This window comes from Kitasatospora sp. NPDC004240, from assembly GCF_053603215.1.
The window spans coordinates 1-18,884 of the sequence record NZ_JBSGFD010000167.1; the positions used below are offsets into that span (position 1 = coordinate 1).

Sequence of the window (18,884 nt, forward strand, 5' to 3'; positions counted from 1 at the left end):
AAACGCCCGGTTACATTCCGAACCCGGAAGCTAAGCCTCACAGCGCCGATGGTACTGCAGGGGGGACCCTGTGGGAGAGTAGGACGCCGCCGAACGATCATTCAGAGAACCCCCGCCCGGGGCACCCGGGCGGGGGTTCTCGCGTTTCCGGGGAAAGACGAGGCCCTCCCGGGAAACGCGAAGCCGGGAGGTGGTCGGGCCCGGGCGGTCAGCGTGGTCAGGCCTGTGTACGCGGCTGAGGGGATCGCTCCGGCAGAGGCTGGGGCGGCTCCCTGGCGGCCTGGGTGGTCGGTCAGCTGTGCGCCGTGGAGGCGGACGTGCGCGCCCCGGTCGGGATGGCCCGGGTTAGGGGAGCAAGGGCGCTACGGGGAGGCCTGCTGAGCAGGGCTGACAGGGCTGGAGCGGCCGCTCCAGGCCCGGCAGGGCCTCTGCCGAGGAGCAGCCGAGGAGGACGGGGATCGACGGTACGCGTGCGGCACAGGAGGCGGTACGGAAAGAGCCGCGGAACCGGTGATCGGTTCCGCGGCTCTTCGTCGTTCGGGTTGCTCAGAGGCGGCCGGCGGCCTTCAGGGCGAGGTAGGCGTCGGCGAGGGCCGGGGCGATGGCGGCCGGCGGGGCGTCCAGGACGGTGACGCCGTGCCGGGTGAGGCGGTCGGCGGTGCGGCGGCGGTCGGCGCGGGTCTGCTCGGCGGCCGCGGCGCCGTACACGGCCTGGACGGTGCCCCGGCCGGCGGCCAGTTCGTCGAGGTGCGGGTCGGCGACGGAGGCGACCACGACCTCGTGGCGCTTGGTGAGCAGGGGGAGCAGCGGCAGCAGGCCGTCCTCGGCGGGGGCCGCGTCGAGCCCGGTGAGCAGGACGATCAGCGAGCGGTGCGGCGCCATCTTCAGGGCGTTGGAGACCAGTGCGCGCATGTCGGTCTCGTACAGCGCGGGTTCGAGGACGGACATCGCGTTGGTGAAGGCGGGCAGGACCTCGGTGGCGGAGCGGCCGGCCAGCGAGAGGCGCTTGCGGCGGTCGTGGGCGAGCAGGTCGACCCGGTCGCCGGCCTTGGTGGCGAGCGCGGTCAGCAGCAGGGCGGCGTCGAGGGCCGCGTCCAGGCGGGGGGCGTCGCCGACGCGGCCGGCGGAGGTGCGGCCGGTGTCGAGGACGACGAGGATGTGCCGGTCGCGTTCGGGGCGCCAGGTGCGGACGGCGACGGTGTGCCGGCGGGCGCTGGCGCGCCAGTCGATGGAGCGGACGTCGTCGCCGGGCAGGTACTCGCGCAGGGAGTCGAACTCGGTGCCCTGGCCGCGGGTCAGGACCGAGGTGCGGCCGTCGAGTTCACGCAGCCGGGCGAGCCGGGAGGGCAGGTGCTTGCGGCTGTGGAAGGGCGGCAGGGCGCGGACCGTCCACGGGACGAGGTGGGAGCCCTGACGTCCGGCCAGGCCGAGCGGGCCGAGCGAACGGACCGTCACCTTGTGGGCGTGGTGGTCGCCGCGGCGGGTGGGGGTGAGGAGCGTGGTGAGGCGGCGGCGCTCCTGGCCGGGGATGGTCAGCGCGTGGCGGCTGGCGGCCAGTTCGGTGCCGGCCCGCCAGGAGGACGGCGGCCAGGCGTCGCGGATCCGGGCCCGGAGCGCGCGCTTGGAGGGGTTGGTGACGAGCAGTTCGACGGTGGCGGGTTCGCCGAGCCGGACAGTGGTGTCGCCGCCCCGGGTGATCCGCAGGCTGCGGACGGGGGCGGCGAGCACCAGGTCGGTCAGGACGGCGAGCAGCACGGTGCCGGTGACGGCCCCGATGCCGGCCCAGGAGGGCAGGAGCAGGCCCACGACGAGCGCGCCGACGGCGGCGAGCAGGGCGGTTCGCCCGGTGAGGGCCATGTGCGGTGCTCCTTGGTTGCGTACCGGGGTTGCGTACCGGGGCGGGTGTGCGCGCCGGACCGGCGGGGACTGCGGGTGCGGGCCCCGCAGGTCAGCGGGTCAGCGGGTCAGCGGGTCAGCGCGGGGCGGGCGTCTGGGCCAGGACGGCCTGGATGACCGAGTCGGCGGTGACGCCCTCCATCTCCGCCTCGGCGCGCAGCGCGACGCGGTGGCGCAGGGTGGGCAGGGCGAGGGCCTTGACGTCGTCGGGGGTGACGTAGTCGCGGCCGGCCAGCCAGGCCCAGGCGCGGGAGGCCGCGAGCAGGGCGGTGGCACCACGCGGGGAGACGCCGATGGACAGCGACGGGGACTGCCGGGTGGCCCGGCAGAGGTCGACGATGTACGCGAGGACCTCGGGCGAGACGGTCAGTCCGGCGATCTGCGCGCGGGCGGCGGCGAGGTCCTCGGGGCCGGCGACCGGGCGCACGCCCGCGGCGTCGAGGTCGCGGGGGTCGAAGCCCATCGCGTGCTTGGCGAGGACCTGGTACTCCTGGTCGCGGTCCGGCAGCGGCAGGATCAGCTTGACCAGGAAGCGGTCGAGCTGGGCCTCGGGCAGCGGGTAGGTGCCCTCGTACTCGACCGGGTTCTGGGTCGCGGCGACCAGGAACGGGACGGGCAGGGCGCGCGGCACGCCGTCGACGGTGACCTGGCGCTCCTCCATGGCCTCCAGCAGGGCGGCCTGGGTCTTCGGAGGGGTGCGGTTGATCTCGTCGGCGAGCAGCAGGTTGGTGAAGACCGGGCCGGGCTGGAAGGAGAACTCGGCGGTGCGCGCGTCGTAGACCAGGGAGCCGGTGACGTCGCCGGGCATCAGGTCGGGGGTGAACTGGATGCGCTTGGTCTCCAGGCTGAGGGCCTTGGAGAGGGTGCGGATCAGCAGGGTCTTCGCGACGCCGGGGACGCCTTCGAGTAGCACGTGGCCGCCGCAGAGCAGGGCGACGACCAGGCCGGTGACGGCGGCGTCCTGGCCGACCACGACCTTGGCGATCTCGGCGCGCAGCGCGGTCAGGGCCTGGCGGGGGTCGCCCGGGGCGGCCGCGGGCACGGCGGGGGCGTCGGCCGGGGCGGCGGGGGTGGCGTCGGCCGTGCCGGGAGTGATGCGGAGTTGAGCGGTGGCCTGCTCGGTCACGGCTGTCGTACCTGCCTTTCGAGGGCGTCGAGGTCGTCGGCGAGCCGCAGCAGCGCGGCGTCGTCGGTGGGCGGCGGTCCGTACAGGAGGGACTGGACCTCCCCGGCGGGGCGCTCGGGGAGGCGGTCGGCGACGGCCGCGCAGAGGGCGGTGGGGTCGGGCGCGCCGGTGCTGAGCGGCAGGCCCAGGGTCGGGGCGAGGCGGTGGACGGTGGCGCGGCGCAGGGCGTCGGCGGCCCGGCCGCGGGCCCTGGCCCGCTGGTAGAGGCGGGCGCGGCCCTCAGTGGTCTCGGCGGCGCGGACGACCACCGGCAGGTTCTCGCTGACCACCGGGCCGAGCCGGCGGGCCCGCCAGAGCGCGGCGAGCAGCACGGCCACGCCGAGCTGGACGGCGGCCCAGCGCCAGCCGTCCGGGATGAAGTCGGTGAGCTGCTTGCGGCCCTCGGGGGCGACCGGGGAGCCGTAGTCGGGCAGGTACCAGGTGAGGGCGGGCTGCGAGCCGAGCAGGTTGAGCGCGAGGGAGGCGTTGCCGTCCTCGCCGAGGCGGTCGTTGGTGAGGAAGGCCGCGCTGCCGAGCACGATGACGTCGGCGCCCCGGCCGGCGGGGGCGCTCACCAGGCTGAAGGCCTTGGAGCGCGGGTAGCAGCCCTCGCCGCGGCCCGCGGTGTAGAGCAGGCCGCCGAGGTGGGCGCTGCCGGCGCGGACCGCCTCGGGCAGCGCGCACTGGGCGGGGGTGGAGCGGACGGCGGCGTACGGCTCGCCGCCGTGCTCGTCGGCGGGGCGGACCCCGGGGGCGAGCACGGAGAGGGCGTCCGGGCCGGGGCTGATCAGGATCAGCCGGGTGTGCTTGGCGGCGGCCAGGGTGCGCAGCTGGCTCTTGGTGAGCAGGTCGGGTTCCTGGACGACGAAGGTGTCGAGGCCGGTGGGCCGGGCGCCGAGGTCGGCGGTGACGTCGACCTTGAGGCCGCGGTCCCGGAGCAGCTCGACCGCGGCGTGGGTGCCGGTGGCCTCGTACGAGCGTGGGTCCAGCGGGGCGTACTGGCGCTCCTGGTTGAGCGAGGCCAGCAGGGCGGCGCCGAGCAGCAGGACGGTGAGGGCCACCAGGTAGCGGCGGTAGCGGCGCCAGACGCCGCGGGTGGTGGGCGCGAGGCTGGTGGGGGCAGGCTCGGGCGCGGGGGCCTTCGGCGGGGTGGCCGGCACGGGCGGGACGGGGACGGTGCTGGTCATGCCGCGCCTCCCTGGGCCGGTACGGGGGCCGGCGCGGGCGCCGCGGCGAGGGTCGGGCGGGTGCGGCCGAGGAGCTGGTCGAGGTCGGCCAGCAGCTGGTAGGCGGCCCGGTCGGCGACGCGCTCGCCGTACGCGATGTCGTCGAAGGTGCGGGCGGCGGCGGCGAGGGCGGCGGCGTGCCCGGGCAGGGTGCGGCCGGCCTCGGCGGCGGCCTCGTCGGCGGTGCGGCCGGGGCGCGGGTCGAGCAGGGTGCGCTCCTCCAGGCCGCGGACGACGGCGCGCATCCGCTCGCGGACGGCGTCGGCCCACTCGCCGGCGGCGGCGTGGCGTTCGGCGTCGGCGCGGTGCTGGGCGGCGGAGCGCGGGCCGGACTCCCCGAAGACGGCGAGCTCCGTGCGGGCGGCCCGCCGGGGGGCGCCGAGGCGCCACCAGAGGGCCGCCCCGATGAGGAGGGCGACGACGACGAAGAGGATCAGGCCGGTGGTGCCGGCGGTGCCGCCGCCGGCGAGGGAGCCCAGCGCCTCGTCGATCCGGTCCCAGATCCAGTCGGTGGCCCGCTCCCACAGGCTCGGGTCGTGGCGGTGGTAGTCCGCGTTCAGCAGTTCGTCCCGCGCGGCGTCGCGGGCCGGGTCACGCGGCACGGTGACCGGGGCGCCGCCGGAAGCGAGCGCCGTGTCCCCCCAGATCGGCATGTCGGTTCAGAGCCTCGCGGTGGTCGGGTCGCCCTGGCCGTGCCAGCCGGTGCCGCCGTACTCGGGCAGGCCGGCCGCGCGGGCGAGCTCGATGTCCAGGGCCTCGCGGCGGATGCGCTGGTCGACGTAGAGCAGCACGCCGATGGAGGCGGTGAACGGGATGGTGACGGTGGAGGCGAGCACCCCGCCGATGGCGGTGCAGATCAGCGTGGCGGCCGGCATGGCGACCCCGTCGTTCATCTCCTGGCCGTTCAGCTCGTTGAAGCCCAGCACCATGCCCACGATCATGAACGGCAGGCCGATCACGCCGGCGACCATCATGGCCAGCAGCTGGCTGAGGGCGTTGATGCCGAAGATCCGCCACCAGGCGTTGCGGACCAGCCGGCGCGAGCGGGAGAGCGAGGCGATCACGCCCTGCTTCTCCAGCATCAGGGCGGGCGCGGCCAGGCTGAGCTGGATCCAGATCCAGCCGGCCGCCGGGACGCTGAGCAGGCCGACGATGAACAGCAGCCCGGTGATCGCGGGCTCCTCGGCGCCGGCCAGGGCGTAGCCGATCAGCGGGGCGAAGCCGAGCAGGAGGATGCCCAGGCCGATCAGGCCGGTGAGCAGGGTCAGGCCGAGCAGCTGGAGCAGCCGGGGCCGGGCGTCGCGCCAGGCGTCCGCGATCGTGGCCGAGCGGCCGAGGATGGCGCGGCTGACGACCATGGTCAGCAGCGCGCCGGCGATCACGCTGAGCAGCAGGGTGACCGGCAGGCTGACGGCTGCGGCGACGGTCGAGGTGAACCGGCCGGTGCTGCCGGGCAGCCAGAGCTGGGCGGCGGTGCTGGCGCCCTGCTGGACCACGGCGATGCCGAGGGAGAGGCCGAGCGTGGTCCGCCAGTGCTCGCGGATGGTGGAGACGGCGCCGTCCATGAGCTCGCCGACGCCGAGCGGGCGCAGCGGGATGATGCCGGGCTTGGGGCTCGGCGGTGTGCCCCAGCCGGGCTGCGGCCCGTACGGCTGCCCGTACGGGGGCTGGCTCGGGCCGGCCCAGCCGGGCTGGGCGGGGGGAACGACCCCGTGGGGCGGTGCCGACTGCCCGGGCACGGCGGCGGGCGCGTCGGCCGGCGGCCGGGCGTCCTCGCGGGGCGGCTCGGACGAGCTGGGCGAGGCCCAGCCCGGAGTGTCGGTCATCACTGCTCCTCGGAGGGCTACGGGGGTTTCGCGCGTGGCCGGGGCGATCTTCGCCGGGGCGCAGCGCCCATCGTGCCATGGTGGGGGGACGCGACCCAGGGGGTATCCGGCCGCCGGTGGCCCGGGGTGGGCGCGGGATCGGGGGAGGGGCGCTCCGGGAGGGGCGGGAGGCCACCGGGCGGAGGGCATTCGTCCGGAATGGCTGGATTTCGGCCTGCGCGCACTTGGCCGATCTGGAGCAAAGGGGCCGCTGTGCGACAGGTCACAATCCGGTAATGAGAAGATGGATCCATGAAGGGACGCGTCCTCGTCGTTGATGACGACTCCGCACTGGCCGAGATGCTCGGCATCGTGCTGCGGGGTGAGGGTTTTGAGCCGTTTTTCGTTGCCGACGGGGACAAGGCGCTAGCCGCGTTCCGGGAGACCAAGCCCGATCTGGTGCTGTTGGACCTGATGCTGCCCGGTCGGGACGGCATCGACGTCTGCCGTCAGATCCGGGCCGAGTCCGGCATCCCGATCGTCATGCTGACCGCGAAGACCGACACGGTCGACATCGTGGTGGGCCTGGAGTCGGGTGCCGATGACTACGTCACCAAGCCGTTCAAGCCCAAGGAGCTGGTGGCCCGGGTCCGTGCCCGGCTGCGCCGTGCCGAGGAGCCGACGCCCGAGCAGCTGACCATCGGCGATCTGGTGATCGACGTGGCCGGCCACTCGGTGAAGCGGGACGGGCGGGGCATCCCGCTGACCCCGCTGGAGTTCGACCTGCTCGTCGCGCTGGCCCGCAAGCCCTGGCAGGTGTTCACCCGTGAGGTGCTGCTGGAGCAGGTCTGGGGCTACCGGCACGCGGCGGACACCCGTCTGGTGAACGTCCACGTGCAGCGCCTGCGCTCCAAGATCGAGAAGGACCCGGAGCGCCCCGAGATCGTCGTGACCGTCCGTGGTGTCGGATACAAGGCCGGGCCCAGCTGACGTGATGTTCAAGGCTGACGAGACCCTGTCGGGTACCGCGACCGGCGGGGGCGCCGCCGTGCGGGGTGACGTGCTGAGCTCGACCGTCGAGGGGCGCCGCCGGCGCGGCCTGGCGGCGTTGTCCGCGCGCGTCGCCCGTCAGCTGCGCCGCCCGTTCAACCGGATCATCGCGCTCTACCGGCGCTCCATCCAGCTGCGCGTGGTCGCGGCGACCCTGCTGCTCTCGGTCGCCGTGGTCCTGGTGCTCGGCGTGGTCGTGGTGGCCCAGGTGCGGACCGGGCTGCTGGACACCAAGAAGGCCTCGGCGCACGACCAGGCCCACGGCGGCTTCGAGATCGAGCAGAAGAAGATCGACGAGGTCTCGGACGCCCGGGCCAAGGTCGGCGCGACCCCCGACCCGACCACCGAGGAGATCGGCACCTGGCTGCTCAAGCAGGTCGGCGACCTCGCCGCCAGCGGCCAGAACGTCTACTCGGTGATCGCCATGGTGCCCTCCAGCGGCGAGATCATCCGGCAGGAGAACACCGGGCTCGGGCCGCGCTACTCCGGCGACATCCTGCCGAGCAGCATCCCGAAGTCGCTGACCCAGAAGGTCTCGGCGGAGCCGGGGGCGGTCTTCGAGCAGCCCACCGTGATCCACCGCTCCGACGACAGCGGCGACGGTGCCAAGGACGAGCCGGGCCTGGCCATCGGCAAGCAGTTCCACGGGCCGGACGGCGACGAGTACCAGCTCTACTACGTCTTCTCCTTCGGGCAGGAGACCAACACCCTCGGCCTGGTCACCGGCACCCTGGCCACGGCCGGCGTGTTCGTGGTCATCCTGCTGGTCGGCATCGCCTGGCTGGTGGTGCGCCAGGTGGTCACCCCGGTGCGGATGGCCGCCGGGATCTCCGAACGGCTGGCCGACGGCCACCTGGAGGAGCGGATGAAGGTCACCGGCACGGACGACATCGCCCGCCTCGGCGAGTCGTTCAACCGGATGGCCAACGCGCTCCAGGCGCAGATCCGCCAGCTGGAGGAGCTGTCCCGGGTGCAGCGGCGCTTCGTCTCGGACGTCTCGCACGAGCTGCGCACCCCGCTGACCACCGTGCGGATGGCCGCCGACCTGATCTACGACAGCCGTGAGGACCTGGACCCGATGGCGGCCCGCTCCGCCGAGCTGCTCCAGGGCCAGCTGGACCGCTTCGAGTCGCTGCTCGCCGACCTGCTGGAGATCAGCCGCTTCGACGCCGGCGCCGCGATCCTGGACGCCGAGCCGGTCGACCTGCGCGACATCGTGGCCCGGGTGGTGGAGGCCGCCGACCCGCTGGCGCAGGCCAAGGGCAGTGCCGTGGTGATCCGCGGCGACGGCGAGCCGGTGGTGGCGGAGGTCGACTCCCGCCGCATCGAGCGCATCCTGCGCAACCTCGTGGTCAACGCGCTGGAGCACGGCGAGGGCCGGGACGTCGTGGTGCGGATGGGTTCCGCCGACGGCGCCGTCGCGGTCGGCGTCCGCGACTACGGCATCGGGCTCAAGCCGGGCGAGGCATCCCGGGTGTTCCACCGCTTCTGGCGGGCCGACCCGTCCCGGGTACGGACCACCGGCGGCACCGGCCTCGGCCTGTCCATCGCGGTCGAGGACGCCCACCTGCACGGGGGCTGGCTCCAGGCCTGGGGCGAGCCCGGCGGCGGCTCGCACTTCCGGCTCACCCTGCCGCGCACCCGCGGCGGGGAGATCAACCGGGCGCCGTTCCGGCTGGAGCCGGAGGACTCCCGCAACAACCGCGGCCTCGGTTCCTCCGGTACGCCGTACCGGCGGGCGATCCGGCCGGCCGGCGCGACCGCGCTGACCGTGACCGAGGAGACCGCGGTGCCGGAGACGCCGGAGACCACCCCGATGGGCTTCGGCAGCGGGCTGGGCGGCGTGCTCGGCATCGGCCCGGGTCTGGGACGCATGCCGGAGGGCCCGCGGTCGGACCCCTCGGACGTGCGGACGGCGGGCGCCGGGTACGGTGCCACCGGAGCCCAGGTGGTGGTCGACACGACGCCGGGGTGGCCCTCGGTGGCCCAACGGACGGCGGAGCCGGACGGGACGGGCGCGGAAGGCACGGGCGGTACGGACACGGAGGGGTCGCAGCGTGCGAAGGACGACAAGGGCTAGGACGCGGGGCATCGCCGGCACGGCCGGCGCCGCGGCCGTCGTGCTGCTCGCCGGCTGCGCCGGGATGCCGGACTCCGGCCCGGTCGCCAAGGTCGAGCTGTCCCAGGGGACGGCCGACAAGAACCTGCAGGTCCGGGTGTTCCCGCAGGAGCCCGCCAAGGGGGCGGGCCCGCGGGACCTCCTGGCCGGGTTCCTGGACGCCTCGACGGCGGACGAGGGCGCCGGCACCGCGCGCAAGTACCTGACCGACGCCGCCGCCAAGACGTGGAACCCCGACAAGGGCATCGTGGTGCTCTCCTCGCCCCTCACCGCGCAGGGCGGCCTGAGCCTCACCGAGGCCGACACCGCGGTCCGGATCCCGGTGTCCGGCAACGCGCTGGCCGAGGTGGACGCCAAGCACTCGTACCGCATCGAGCAGGGCACCCGGCGGGAGTTCGCCTTCGACTTCGTGCGGGAGAAGTCCGGGGAGTGGCGGATCGACCGGCTGCCGGACGGTCTGATCATCAACGAGACCAACTTCCGCAACAGCTACCGCCAGGTCGACCGCTTCTTCTACGCGGCCGTCGATTCCTCGCTGGTGCGCTCGCCGGACGTGCTGGTCGCCGACCCGATCTACCTGCGGCGGCGAATAGACCCGCTGACCGCCGCGGCCAAGGCCCTGGTGGCCGGCCCGTCGGACTGGCTGGCGCCCGCCGTCAGCACGGCCTTCACCGACACCAGGGTGACCCGGGTCACCCTGGACGAGGGCCGCACCGCGGAGGTCACCATCGCCGGCACCGACCTCGGTGGACGCTCCGAACTCTGCCGCCGGATGGCCTTCCAGCTCTTCCACACCCTCAGTGACCAGGGCAAGGGGCAGATCGACCGGCTCCGGCTCAAGGGCCCGAACAACGACTGCCAGGTCACCAAGACCGACGCCCGCTCGGTCGGCCCCGGCAGCCTGGCCGGCGAGTCCGCCTCGCTCCAGTACTACCAGCGGGCCGAGAGCGGCCAGCTGTTGCAGGTCCGCGGCGACGGCGAGGGCACCACCGTCCCCGGCGTGCTCGGCAAGCCGCTGGCCGACCGGCAGCACGCGGTGGGCCAGATCGCGCTGCGCCGGGACGGCCGGCAGGCCGCGGTGATCGGCTACGACGGCAACCGGCTGTACTCGGTCGGCGTGAGCGAGGGCGAGGCGCAGCTCGGCGACGCGGTGGTGAGCTCGGCGTCCCGTCCCGGCGAGAAGCCCGAGGAGGGACTGGCCTCGCCCAGCTGGGACGGCCGGGACAACCTCTGGGTGGTGGACCGCGACCCGCAGGACCCGCGGGTGCTGATGGTGCGCGGCCGTAAGGCGATCACCGTCCCGGTCGAGGGGCTGGACAAACGCCGGGTGCAGAGCCTGAAGGTCTCCTCGGACGGCACCCGGATCGCCCTGGTGCTCAAGGCACCGAACGGGGCCCAGACGCTCTGGGTCGGCCTGGTGCTGCACGGCGGCGGCACGGAGGCGCCGTCGGCGCAGATCGTCAAGCTGCGCGAGGTCGCGCCGCAGCTGACCGAGGTGTCCTCGGTCTCCTGGGCGGACAGCGACCAGCTGCTGGTGCTCGGCAAGGAGAAGGACCGGCTGGAGCAACTGCACTACATCAGCACCGACGGCTCGCGCACCAGCGACGGCCCGCTCCTGGGCGGTGAGGGGATGGCCGCGGTGTCGGCCTCCGAGTTCCGCGAGGACTCGTCGAGCGTCCCGCCGGTGCTCGCGGTGAAGGCCGACGGCAAGCTCTACCGGCTGACCAACAACCAGTGGCGCGAGATCGGCGTGGCCCGGGCGACCTCGTTCAGCTACCCGGGCTGACCGGCCGGGCTGCCCGGGCCGTCGGCCGCCGTTCGCCGGCCGGGCCTCAGCCGTGGGCCTGCCCCTGCCCCGGCCCTGGCCCGGCCTTCGCCGGGCCGGAGCGCAGCACGGGCGCGGCCACGGCGGCGCCGGCCGACGGCGGGGAACCGGCCTCGGCCAGCGCCCGGGCGGCCTCGGCGAGACTGGCCCCGGTGGTCACCAGGTCGTCGACCGGCACCGCCTGACGGCCCGCCAGCCGCTGCCGGGCCCGTGGCGGCACGGCCAGCGCGTGGTGCAGGTTGCGGGCGCGCTCGGCGGCCCGCAGCCCGGACTGGTCGGCGACCGGGCGGGTGTGCCGCAGCAGCGGAGCGGCCCGGGCGTCCAGGCCCTGCCGGCGCAGCGCGCGGGCGGCCGCGCCGGCCAGCCGGGCCGTCGGGTCGTGGCCGCGGGCCCGTACGGCGGAACGCGCGGAGGGCACCGGGACCAGCAGCAGGGGCGCGTACCCGGCGCGCGGCCCCAGGGAGGAGCGCACGGCCCGAGCGAGCGCCTCACCGAGCGGGGCGGCCAGTCGTAACGCGCCGCGTTCCTTGTGGGCGAGCAGCAGCCCCCGGACCGGGTCGGCGTAACGGGCGGCGGCGTGCACCCAGGGCAGCGCGGTGGGGACGGGCGGGGCCTGCTCCAGCTCCTCCAGGCAGGCCGGACAGAGCTGGGAACGGCCGGTCCGGCAGCCGGCGCAGGGGGCGGGAAGCAGCAGGTCGAGCAGGGCGGGCAGCGGGCCCGGGGTGGCCGGCACGGCGCCTCCCGAGGTGGGTGGGCACGGAGAGTGAGCCAAAGGATGCGCCGTACGGGGGGTGTTGTCCAGGTATTTACCCGTGTTTCACTCTGAGGAGGGGTAGACAGGGTGCAGCAGCTGAACAGCCAGCTCCACTGGGCCCGGTCGTCCCCGGTTCCCCCGCTGGGGAGGCGAAAATCCCGTGTGAGGTGTTCCATGAGGCTCCAGGGGGTTTCAACCGTCTCTGGTGGGGAGGAAGTGAGATGAGGGCCAGTCGTTCCGCCGTTCGCGGCGGGGCGGGGGGCCGGCAGTGGATTGGCTGGTCCGGCTGGGTCTCAGCCCGATCCGGTAGCACCCGGATCGGCGTCAGCACGAGGGATCGGAGTTCTGCGTGGACATCGTCGTCAAGGGCCGCAAGACCGAGGTGCCCAAGAGGTTCCGCGAGCACGTGGCCGAGAAGCTGGAGAAGGTCCAGAAGTTCGACGGCAAGGTGATCAGCCTCGACGTCGAGGTGTCCAAGGAGCACAACCCGCGGCAGGCCGACCGGTCCGAGCGGGTGGAGATCACTCTCCGTACCCGAGGTCCGGTGATCCGGGCCGAGGCCGCGGCCGGCGACCCGTACGCGGCGCTCGACCTGGCTTCGGCGAAGCTCGACGCGCAGCTGCGCAAGTCCGCAGACCGGCGCCGGGTGCACAAGGGCGGCACGAACCGCACCCCGATCAGCGTCGCCGAGGCGACCGCGGCCCTGGCCGCGCTGCCCGAGACGACGCCGTCCGAGAGCGGCACGAACGGGGCCGTCCGCAAGACCATGATGGGATCCCTGGAAGTGGAGGGCGAAGGCCCGCTGGTGGTCCGGGAGAAGACGCACCCGGCCGCCCCCATGGCGCTGGACCAGGCACTCTACGAGATGGAGCTGGTCGGCCACGACTTCTACCTCTTCGTGGAGAAGGACAGCGGCCTGCCGAGCGTCGTCTACCGCCGGCACGGTTACCACTACGGTGTCATCCACCTGAAGGCCGACGGCTCGGCCGTGAACGGCGAGGGTGGCGGCGCCGGCGGCGCGATCGGTGGGTCCGACGACGAGGACTGACCGTCCGAGCAGTGTGGGAGTGGTGGCCCCGGCGGCAGTCGTCGCCGGGGCCACCGGCGTTCCCGGGGGTTGACGGGACGTGAGATCACCCGATGCTGATTGTCCGGCGCCGGAGGGTGACCGTCCGGGGCGCGGGCCGTGGAATGATTGGCGCGAAGACGACCGGCGACGGGGAGGGGCGGATGGGGGATCGTTTCGGGCTGGGGCCCGCTGCTGGGCCGGTCGCGGGGGTGTCGTCGGGCCGCGGGGAGGAGCCCGACTACGCGCCGCGCCGGGGAGAGCCGATCCGGGTGCTGGTGGTGGACGACCACGCGCTGTTCCGCCGGGGCCTGGAGATCGTGCTGGCCGAGGAGGAGGACATCAAGGTCATCGGCGAGGCCGGGGACGGCGCCGAGGCCGTGCTCAAGGCCGCCGACCTGCTGCCGGACATCATCCTGATGGACGTGCGGATGCCGCGCCGCAGCGGGATCGAGGCCTGCACCGCGATCAAGGACGTGGTGCCCAGCGCCAAGATCATCATGCTGACGATAAGCGACGAGGAGGCCGACCTCTACGAGGCGATCAAGGCCGGCGCCACCGGCTACCTGCTCAAGGAGATCTCCACCGACGAGGTCGCCACCGCGATCCGGGCGGTCGCCGACGGGCAGTCCCAGATCAGCCCCTCGATGGCCTCCAAGCTGCTCACCGAGTTCAAGTCGATGATCCAGCGGCGCTCGGACGACCGCGACCTCGTCCCGGCGCCCCGGCTCACCGACCGGGAGCTGGAGGTGCTCAAGCTGGTGGCCACCGGGATGAACAACCGGGAGATCGCCAAGGAGCTGTTCATCAGCGAGAACACCGTGAAGAACCACGTCCGCAACATCCTGGAGAAGCTGCAGCTGCACTCCCGGATGGAGGCCGTGGTCTACGCGATGCGGGAGAAGATCCTCGAAATAGGGTGACGCCCCGGCGTCCGGCACCCGGGCCCCGGCCCGGGTGCCGCCGGGCGGTGCCGGGTGCCGCCGCGCGGCGTCAGGCGTCGAGCAGCCGCTCCAGCGCCGGGCGCAGCGCCTCGTCGTGCAGCGCCTCCACCCGGACGGCGTCGCAGCCCACCCATGAGGCGGCCTCGCGCAGCGCGGTGGCGAGGGCCTCGACGTGCCGCGGGGAGTCCAGCGAGACCTGACGGGCCACCAGGGTCTGCCCCTCGCGGGCCGGGTCGACCCGGCCGACCAGCCGCCCGCCGGTGAGCAGCGGCATCGCGAAGTAGCCGTGCACCCGCTTGTGCTTGGGCGTGTAGGCCTCCAGGCGGTGCGTCATGGCGAAGATCCGCTCGGTGCGCGGGCGGTCCCAGATCAGCGAGTCGAACGGGGAGAGCAGCGTGGTGCGGTGGCGTCCGCGCGGCGCCTCGGCGAGCGCGGACGGGTCGGCCCAGGCCGGCGCGGGGCCGCCGTCCGGCCCCCAGCCGGCGACCTCGACCGGGACCAGGCCGGAGCCGGGCAGCGCCGCGTCCACCTGCTCGGCCCTGAGCCGGTGGTAGTCCATCAGATCGGCCCGGGTGGCCACCCCGAGTGCGGCGCCGGCCTGGCCGAGCAGCGTCCGCAGGCATTCGCCGTCGTCCGGCTCCCGGTCCAACAGCTCGGCGGGGACGGCCTGTTCGGCGAGTGAGTAGACGCGCTTCCAGCTCCGGCGGTCGGCGCAGACCACGTCCCCGAAGGCGAGGGCCCGCTCGACCGCGATCTTGGTGTCGGACCAGTCCCACCAGTCGGCGGTCTTCTTGGCGCCGCCCAGCTCGGTGGAGGTCAACGGGCCCTCGGCGCGCAGCTTCTCCAGCACGCCGCGGTAGGTGGCCTCGTCCACCTGCTTGCCCCAGACGTGGGCGCGCTCGCGGTAGTGCCGGCGGCGGAAGGCGAACAGCGGCCACTCCTCGACGGGCAGCACGCAGGCCGCGTGCGACCAGTACTCGAAGCCGCCGCCGTGCCCCCAGTACGCGGACTCCACGGCCGTGCGCCCGATCGCGCCGAGCCGGGCGTAGGGCACGAGTTCGTGCGAGCGGGCCAGCACCGAGATGGTGTCGAGCTGGACGGCTCCCAGGTGCCGCAGCACCCCGCGCACCCCGGCCCGGCGGTCGGGCGCGCCGAGCAACCCCTGGGCGCGCAGGGCGATCCGGCGGGCGTCGTCGGCGCCGAGCCGGGTCACGGGGGCCGGCTGGGCGGGAGTCGTCACGGTCATGCCGGCGAGCCTAGACGGGGGCACCGACAAGCGGGGCCCGCTCGCCCGAACCCCGTCCGCGCGGAGGGGGTTCGGGCCGGGGCCACGGTCGGTCGGCGGCCGGGGCCACGGTCGATCGGGGCCGGGGTCCGGTCCGTACGGGCCGGGGTTCAGTCCAGGTCGCCGGGCAGCAGGGAGGCGAGCCAGGAGTCGCGGAAGGTGCCGCGCTGGTCGGCGAACGCCCGCAGGGTGCCCTCGAAGCGGAAGCCGACCTTGTCGGCGACCGCGCGGGAACCCTCGTTGCCGACGTAGGCGAACCACTCCAGGCGGCGCACCCCGGCCTCGGTGAGCGCCCAGCGGGAGACCGCGCGGGCGGCCTCGACGGTGTAACCGCGGCCCCGGTGCTCCTTGACGGCCCAGTAGCCGAGCTCGGCGACGCCCCGGCGGTTGCCGCCGACGAGCGTGATCCCCTGGGCGCCGACCAGCGCGCCCGTCCCGCGCTCGAAGACGCACCAGGTGAAGTGGGTGCCCTCCCGCCAGCCCGGGGCGGAGACGTCGTTCACGAAGCCGACCGCGTCCTCGCGGGCGTAGGGGGACGGGACCACCGTCCAGCGCTGGATGTCCTCGTCCTGGCAGGCCGCGAAGACCGCGTCGACATCGGCGGCCGCCGGGGCGCGCAGGATCAGGCGCTCGGTGGTCAGGACGACGGGTTCGGTGATCAGCTCTGTCATGCCCCGGATTATCCCGGGCGGGGCTCGTGCGGGTCATCCGGTTAATCGACCGCGCCCGGTGGGCGATTGGCCGGTTTGCTCCGTTAAGCGGAGGATTTCTGTCATGTGCTCGCAGGGGTGACACGGGAATACCGTGCTGACGCACCTCCCGGGGTGTTGGACTCCTCGCATACGATGGCTCGTGCGGCGGGGTGGACCCGTCGTGCAGTCGTCCAGTGCCAATGTAGGCAAGGAGCCCGCTCACGTGTCCGTCTTCGACAAGATCCTGCGCGCCGGCGAAGGCAAGATCCTTCGCAAGCTGCAGCGGATTGCTGCCCAGGTCAACTCCATCGAAGAGGACTTCGTCAACCTCACCGACGCCGAGCTGCGGGCGCTGACCGACGAGTACAGGACCCGGCTCGACGACGGCGAGACCCTGGACGACATCCTCCCCGAGGCGTTCGCCACCGTCCGCGAGGCCGCCAAGCGCGTGCTCGGCCAGCGGCACTACGACGTCCAGATCATGGGCGGCGCCGCCCTGCACCTCGGCTACGTGGCCGAGATGCGCACCGGTGAGGGCAAGACCCTGGTCGGCACCCTGCCCACGTACCTCAACGCGCTGACCGGCAAGGGCGTTCACCTGATCACCGTCAACGACTACCTCGCCGAGCGCGACTCGGAGTGGATGGGCCGGGTGCACCGCTTCCTGGGCCTCGAAGTCGGCGTGATCCTCTCCAACATGACGCCCGCCGAGCGCAAGCGCCAGTACGGGATGGACATCACGTACGGCACCAACAACGAGTTCGGCTTCGACTACCTGCGCGACAACATGGCCTGGTCGAAGGACGAACTCGTCCAGCGCGGCCACAACTTCGCGGTCGTCGACGAGGTCGACTCGATCCTCATCGACGAGGCCCGCACCCCGCTGATCATCTCCGGCCCGGCCGACCAGGCGACCAAGTGGTACGCCGACTTCGCCAAGCTGGTGCAGCGCCTGAAGATCGACCGCGACTACGAGGTCGACGAGAAGAAGCGCACCGTCGGCGTGCTGGAGGAGGGCGTCTCCCGGGTCGAGGACTACCTGGGCATCGACAACCTCTACGAGTCGGTGAACACCCCGCTGGTCGGCTTCCTCAACAACGCCATCAAGGCGAAGGAGCTGTACAAGGCGGACAAGGACTACGTCGTGATGAACGGCGAGGTCATGATCGTCGACGAGCACACCGGCCGCATCCTGGCCGGCCGCCGCTACAACGAGGGCATGCACCAGGCGATCGAGGCCAAGGAGGGGGTGGAGGTCCAGAACGAGAACCAGACGCTGGCCACCATCACCCTGCAGAACTTCTTCCGCCTGTACGACAAGCTCTCGGGCATGACCGGTACCGGCACCACCGAGGCCGCCGAGTTCCACCAGATCTACAAGCTCGGCGTGGTGCCGATCCCCACCAACAAGACGCCGCTGCGCATCGACCAGCCCGACCTGATCTACAAGTCGGAGCCGGCCAAGTTCGCCGCCGTGGTCGAGGACATCGCCGAGAAGCACGAGAAGGGCCAGCCGGTGCTGGTCGGCACCGTGTCGGTCGAGAAGTCCGAGTACCTGTCGCAGGAGCTGCGCAAGCGCGGCATCCCGCACGAGGTGCTGAACGCCAAGCACCACGAGCGCGAGGCGCAGATCGTCGCGCAGGCCGGCCGCAAGGGCGCCGTCACCGTCGCCACCAACATGGCCGGCCGTGGCACCGACATCATGCTCGGCGGCAACGCCGACCACCTCGCGGCGGCCGAGCTGGCCCAGCGCGGGCTGTCCCCGGTGGACACCCCGGAGCAGTACGAGGCGGCGTTCCCGGACGCCCTGGAGAAGGCCAAGGCCTCGGTCAAGGCCGAGCAGGACGAGGTCAAGGAGGCCGGCGGCCTCTACGTCCTCGGCACCGAGCGCCACGAGTCGCGCCGGATCGACAACCAGCTGCGCGGCCGCTCCGGCCGCCAGGGCGACCCGGGCGAGTCCCGCTTCTACCTCTCGCTCGGCGACGACCTGATGCGCCTGTTCAAGGCCGGCATGGTCGAGCGCGTGCTCTCGATGGCCAACGTGCCCGAGGACGTGCCGATCGAGTCGAAGATGGTCACCCGGGCCATCGCCTCCGCGCAGACCCAGGTCGAGCAGCAGAACTTCGAGATCCGCAAGAACGTCCTCAAGTACGACGAGGTGCTCAACCGGCAGCGCGAGGTCATCTACGGCGAGCGCCGCCGCGTGCTGGAGGGCGAGGACCTGCAGGAGCAGGTCGGCCACTTCATGGACGACACCGTCGAGGCGTACGTCCGGGCCGCGACCGGCGAGGGCTTCGAGGACGACTGGGACCTCGACAAGCTGTGGTCGGCGCTCAAGCAGCTCTACCCGGTGACCCTCGACCTGGAGGAGCTGGAGGAGGAGGCCGGCGGCCCGGCCGGGCTGACCCCCGAGTTCCTCACCAAGACCGTCCAGGAGGACATCCAGGCGCAGTACGGCGCCCGCGAGGACCAGCTCGGCGCGGAGATCATGCGTGAGCTGGAGCGCCGGGTCGTGCTCTCGGTGCTGGACCGCCGCTGGCGCGAGCACTTGTACGAGATGGACTACCTCCAGGAGGGCATCGGCCTGCGGGCCATGGCGCAGCGCGACCCGCTGGTCGAGTACCAGCGCGAGGGCTTCGACATGTTCACCGCGATGATGGAGGGCATCAAGGAGGAGTCCATCGGCTACCTGTTCAACCTGGAGGTCCAGGTCGAGCAGCAGGTCGAGGAGGTGCCGGTCGACGCCGAGGTCGTCCTGGAGAAGGAGAGCGCCCGCCCGGAGATCAAGGCCAAGGGCCTGGAGGCCCCGAAGCCGCAGCGCCTGCACTACACGGCCCCCTCGGAGGAGGTCGGCGGCGGCGTGGTCGAGGGCGACTTCGAGGACACCGCGGTGGAGGACGAGGGCGACGGGCTGACCCGGGCCGAGCGCCGCAAGGCCGCCAAGTCGGGCCGGGGCCGGCGCCGCATCGGGCGGGTCGTAGGCGCCCTCGGCGCCGAAGAACTCGGCCGCCGCCGCGTTCCACTGGGACTCCTCGGCCGCCCGGTGGGCCCGCGCCA

Annotated in this window: 14 protein-coding genes and 1 rRNA gene; 7 read left to right on the forward strand and 8 right to left on the reverse strand. The window is 73.5% G+C overall.

The window, feature by feature from the left end; genetic code table 11:
• Positions 1-95 (forward strand): 5S ribosomal RNA (gene rrf / locus ACWEQL_RS32425); the annotation flags it as partial.
• A gap of 451 nt (positions 96-546) precedes the next feature.
• On the opposite strand, the gene ACWEQL_RS32430 is transcribed toward rrf, so the two are convergent.
• From ACWEQL_RS32430 to ACWEQL_RS32450, 5 genes are all read right to left on the reverse strand, one after another.
• On the reverse strand, positions 547-1,857 hold the full coding sequence (locus tag ACWEQL_RS32430) for a DUF58 domain-containing protein (protein ID WP_452153939.1): 1,311 nt from the start codon (positions 1,855-1,857) through the stop codon (positions 547-549).
• Positions 1,858-1,972: 115 nt separating this feature from the next.
• On the reverse strand, positions 1,973-2,938 hold the full coding sequence (locus tag ACWEQL_RS32435; RefSeq protein WP_452153952.1) for an AAA family ATPase: 966 nt from the start codon (positions 2,936-2,938) through the stop codon (positions 1,973-1,975).
• An 80-nt stretch (positions 2,939-3,018) separates the two neighbouring features.
• Positions 3,019-4,248, reverse strand: a complete 1,230-nt coding sequence (locus ACWEQL_RS32440) for a DUF4350 domain-containing protein (protein WP_452153940.1) — start codon at positions 4,246-4,248, stop codon at positions 3,019-3,021.
• A complete protein-coding gene (locus tag ACWEQL_RS32445) occupies positions 4,245-4,940 on the reverse strand; it encodes a DUF4129 domain-containing protein (protein WP_452153941.1) in 696 nt (231 codons plus the stop codon). The genes ACWEQL_RS32440 and ACWEQL_RS32445 overlap by 4 nt, the downstream gene beginning before the upstream one ends.
• Before the next feature lie 6 nt (positions 4,941-4,946).
• On the reverse strand, positions 4,947-6,113 hold the full coding sequence (locus tag ACWEQL_RS32450) for a DUF7847 domain-containing protein (RefSeq protein ID WP_452153942.1): 1,167 nt from the start codon (positions 6,111-6,113) through the stop codon (positions 4,947-4,949).
• A gap of 291 nt (positions 6,114-6,404) precedes the next feature.
• On the opposite strand from ACWEQL_RS32450, the gene mtrA reads away from it, so the two are divergent.
• Genes mtrA through ACWEQL_RS32465 form a run of 3 tightly spaced genes read left to right on the forward strand, consistent with a single transcriptional unit; the run spans position 6,405 to position 11,047 of the window.
• Complete coding sequence (gene mtrA / locus ACWEQL_RS32455; RefSeq protein WP_452153943.1) at positions 6,405-7,082, forward strand: MtrAB system response regulator MtrA; 678 nt, start codon at positions 6,405-6,407, stop codon at positions 7,080-7,082.
• A 4-nt stretch (positions 7,083-7,086) separates the two neighbouring features.
• The gene (gene mtrB / locus ACWEQL_RS32460) at positions 7,087-9,222 is read left to right on the forward strand and encodes an MtrAB system histidine kinase MtrB (RefSeq protein ID WP_452153944.1); all 2,136 of its coding nucleotides are present in this window, start codon (positions 7,087-7,089) and stop codon (positions 9,220-9,222) included.
• Entirely contained in the window at positions 9,200-11,047 is a 1,848-nt protein-coding gene (locus ACWEQL_RS32465; RefSeq protein ID WP_452153945.1) for an LpqB family beta-propeller domain-containing protein, read from the forward strand. The genes mtrB and ACWEQL_RS32465 overlap by 23 nt, the downstream gene beginning before the upstream one ends.
• A 46-nt stretch (positions 11,048-11,093) precedes the next feature.
• Here ACWEQL_RS32465 and ACWEQL_RS32470 read toward each other — a convergent pair whose 3' ends face one another.
• A complete protein-coding gene (locus tag ACWEQL_RS32470) occupies positions 11,094-11,819 on the reverse strand; it encodes a ComF family protein (protein WP_452153946.1) in 726 nt (241 codons plus the stop codon).
• 370 nt (positions 11,820-12,189) lie between these two features.
• Between ACWEQL_RS32470 and hpf the strand changes: the two genes are divergently transcribed.
• Positions 12,190-12,888 carry a ribosome hibernation-promoting factor, HPF/YfiA family gene (hpf, locus tag ACWEQL_RS32475; protein WP_452153947.1) on the forward strand — a complete coding sequence of 233 codons (699 nt, stop codon included), beginning with the start codon at positions 12,190-12,192 and terminating at the stop codon, positions 12,886-12,888.
• Between the two features lie 182 nt (positions 12,889-13,070).
• Entirely contained in the window at positions 13,071-13,829 is a 759-nt protein-coding gene (locus ACWEQL_RS32480) for a response regulator (RefSeq protein WP_452153948.1), read from the forward strand.
• 70 nt (positions 13,830-13,899) lie between these two features.
• Here the strand turns inward: ACWEQL_RS32480 and ACWEQL_RS32485 are convergent, their stop codons facing one another.
• Together ACWEQL_RS32485 and ACWEQL_RS32490 are read right to left on the reverse strand one after the other, a co-directional pair.
• A complete protein-coding gene (locus ACWEQL_RS32485) occupies positions 13,900-15,096 on the reverse strand; it encodes a winged helix-turn-helix domain-containing protein (protein ID WP_452153949.1) in 1,197 nt (398 codons plus the stop codon).
• Positions 15,097-15,245: 149 nt separating this feature from the next.
• Positions 15,246-15,806, reverse strand: coding sequence for a GNAT family N-acetyltransferase (locus ACWEQL_RS32490; protein WP_452153950.1), 561 nt, complete (start codon positions 15,804-15,806; stop codon positions 15,246-15,248).
• Positions 15,807-16,050: 244 nt separating this feature from the next.
• Here ACWEQL_RS32490 and secA point away from each other — a divergent pair.
• Positions 16,051-18,884: preprotein translocase subunit SecA (gene secA, locus ACWEQL_RS32495; RefSeq protein WP_452153951.1), on the forward strand; the 2,834-nt coding region annotated here is incomplete at its 3' end.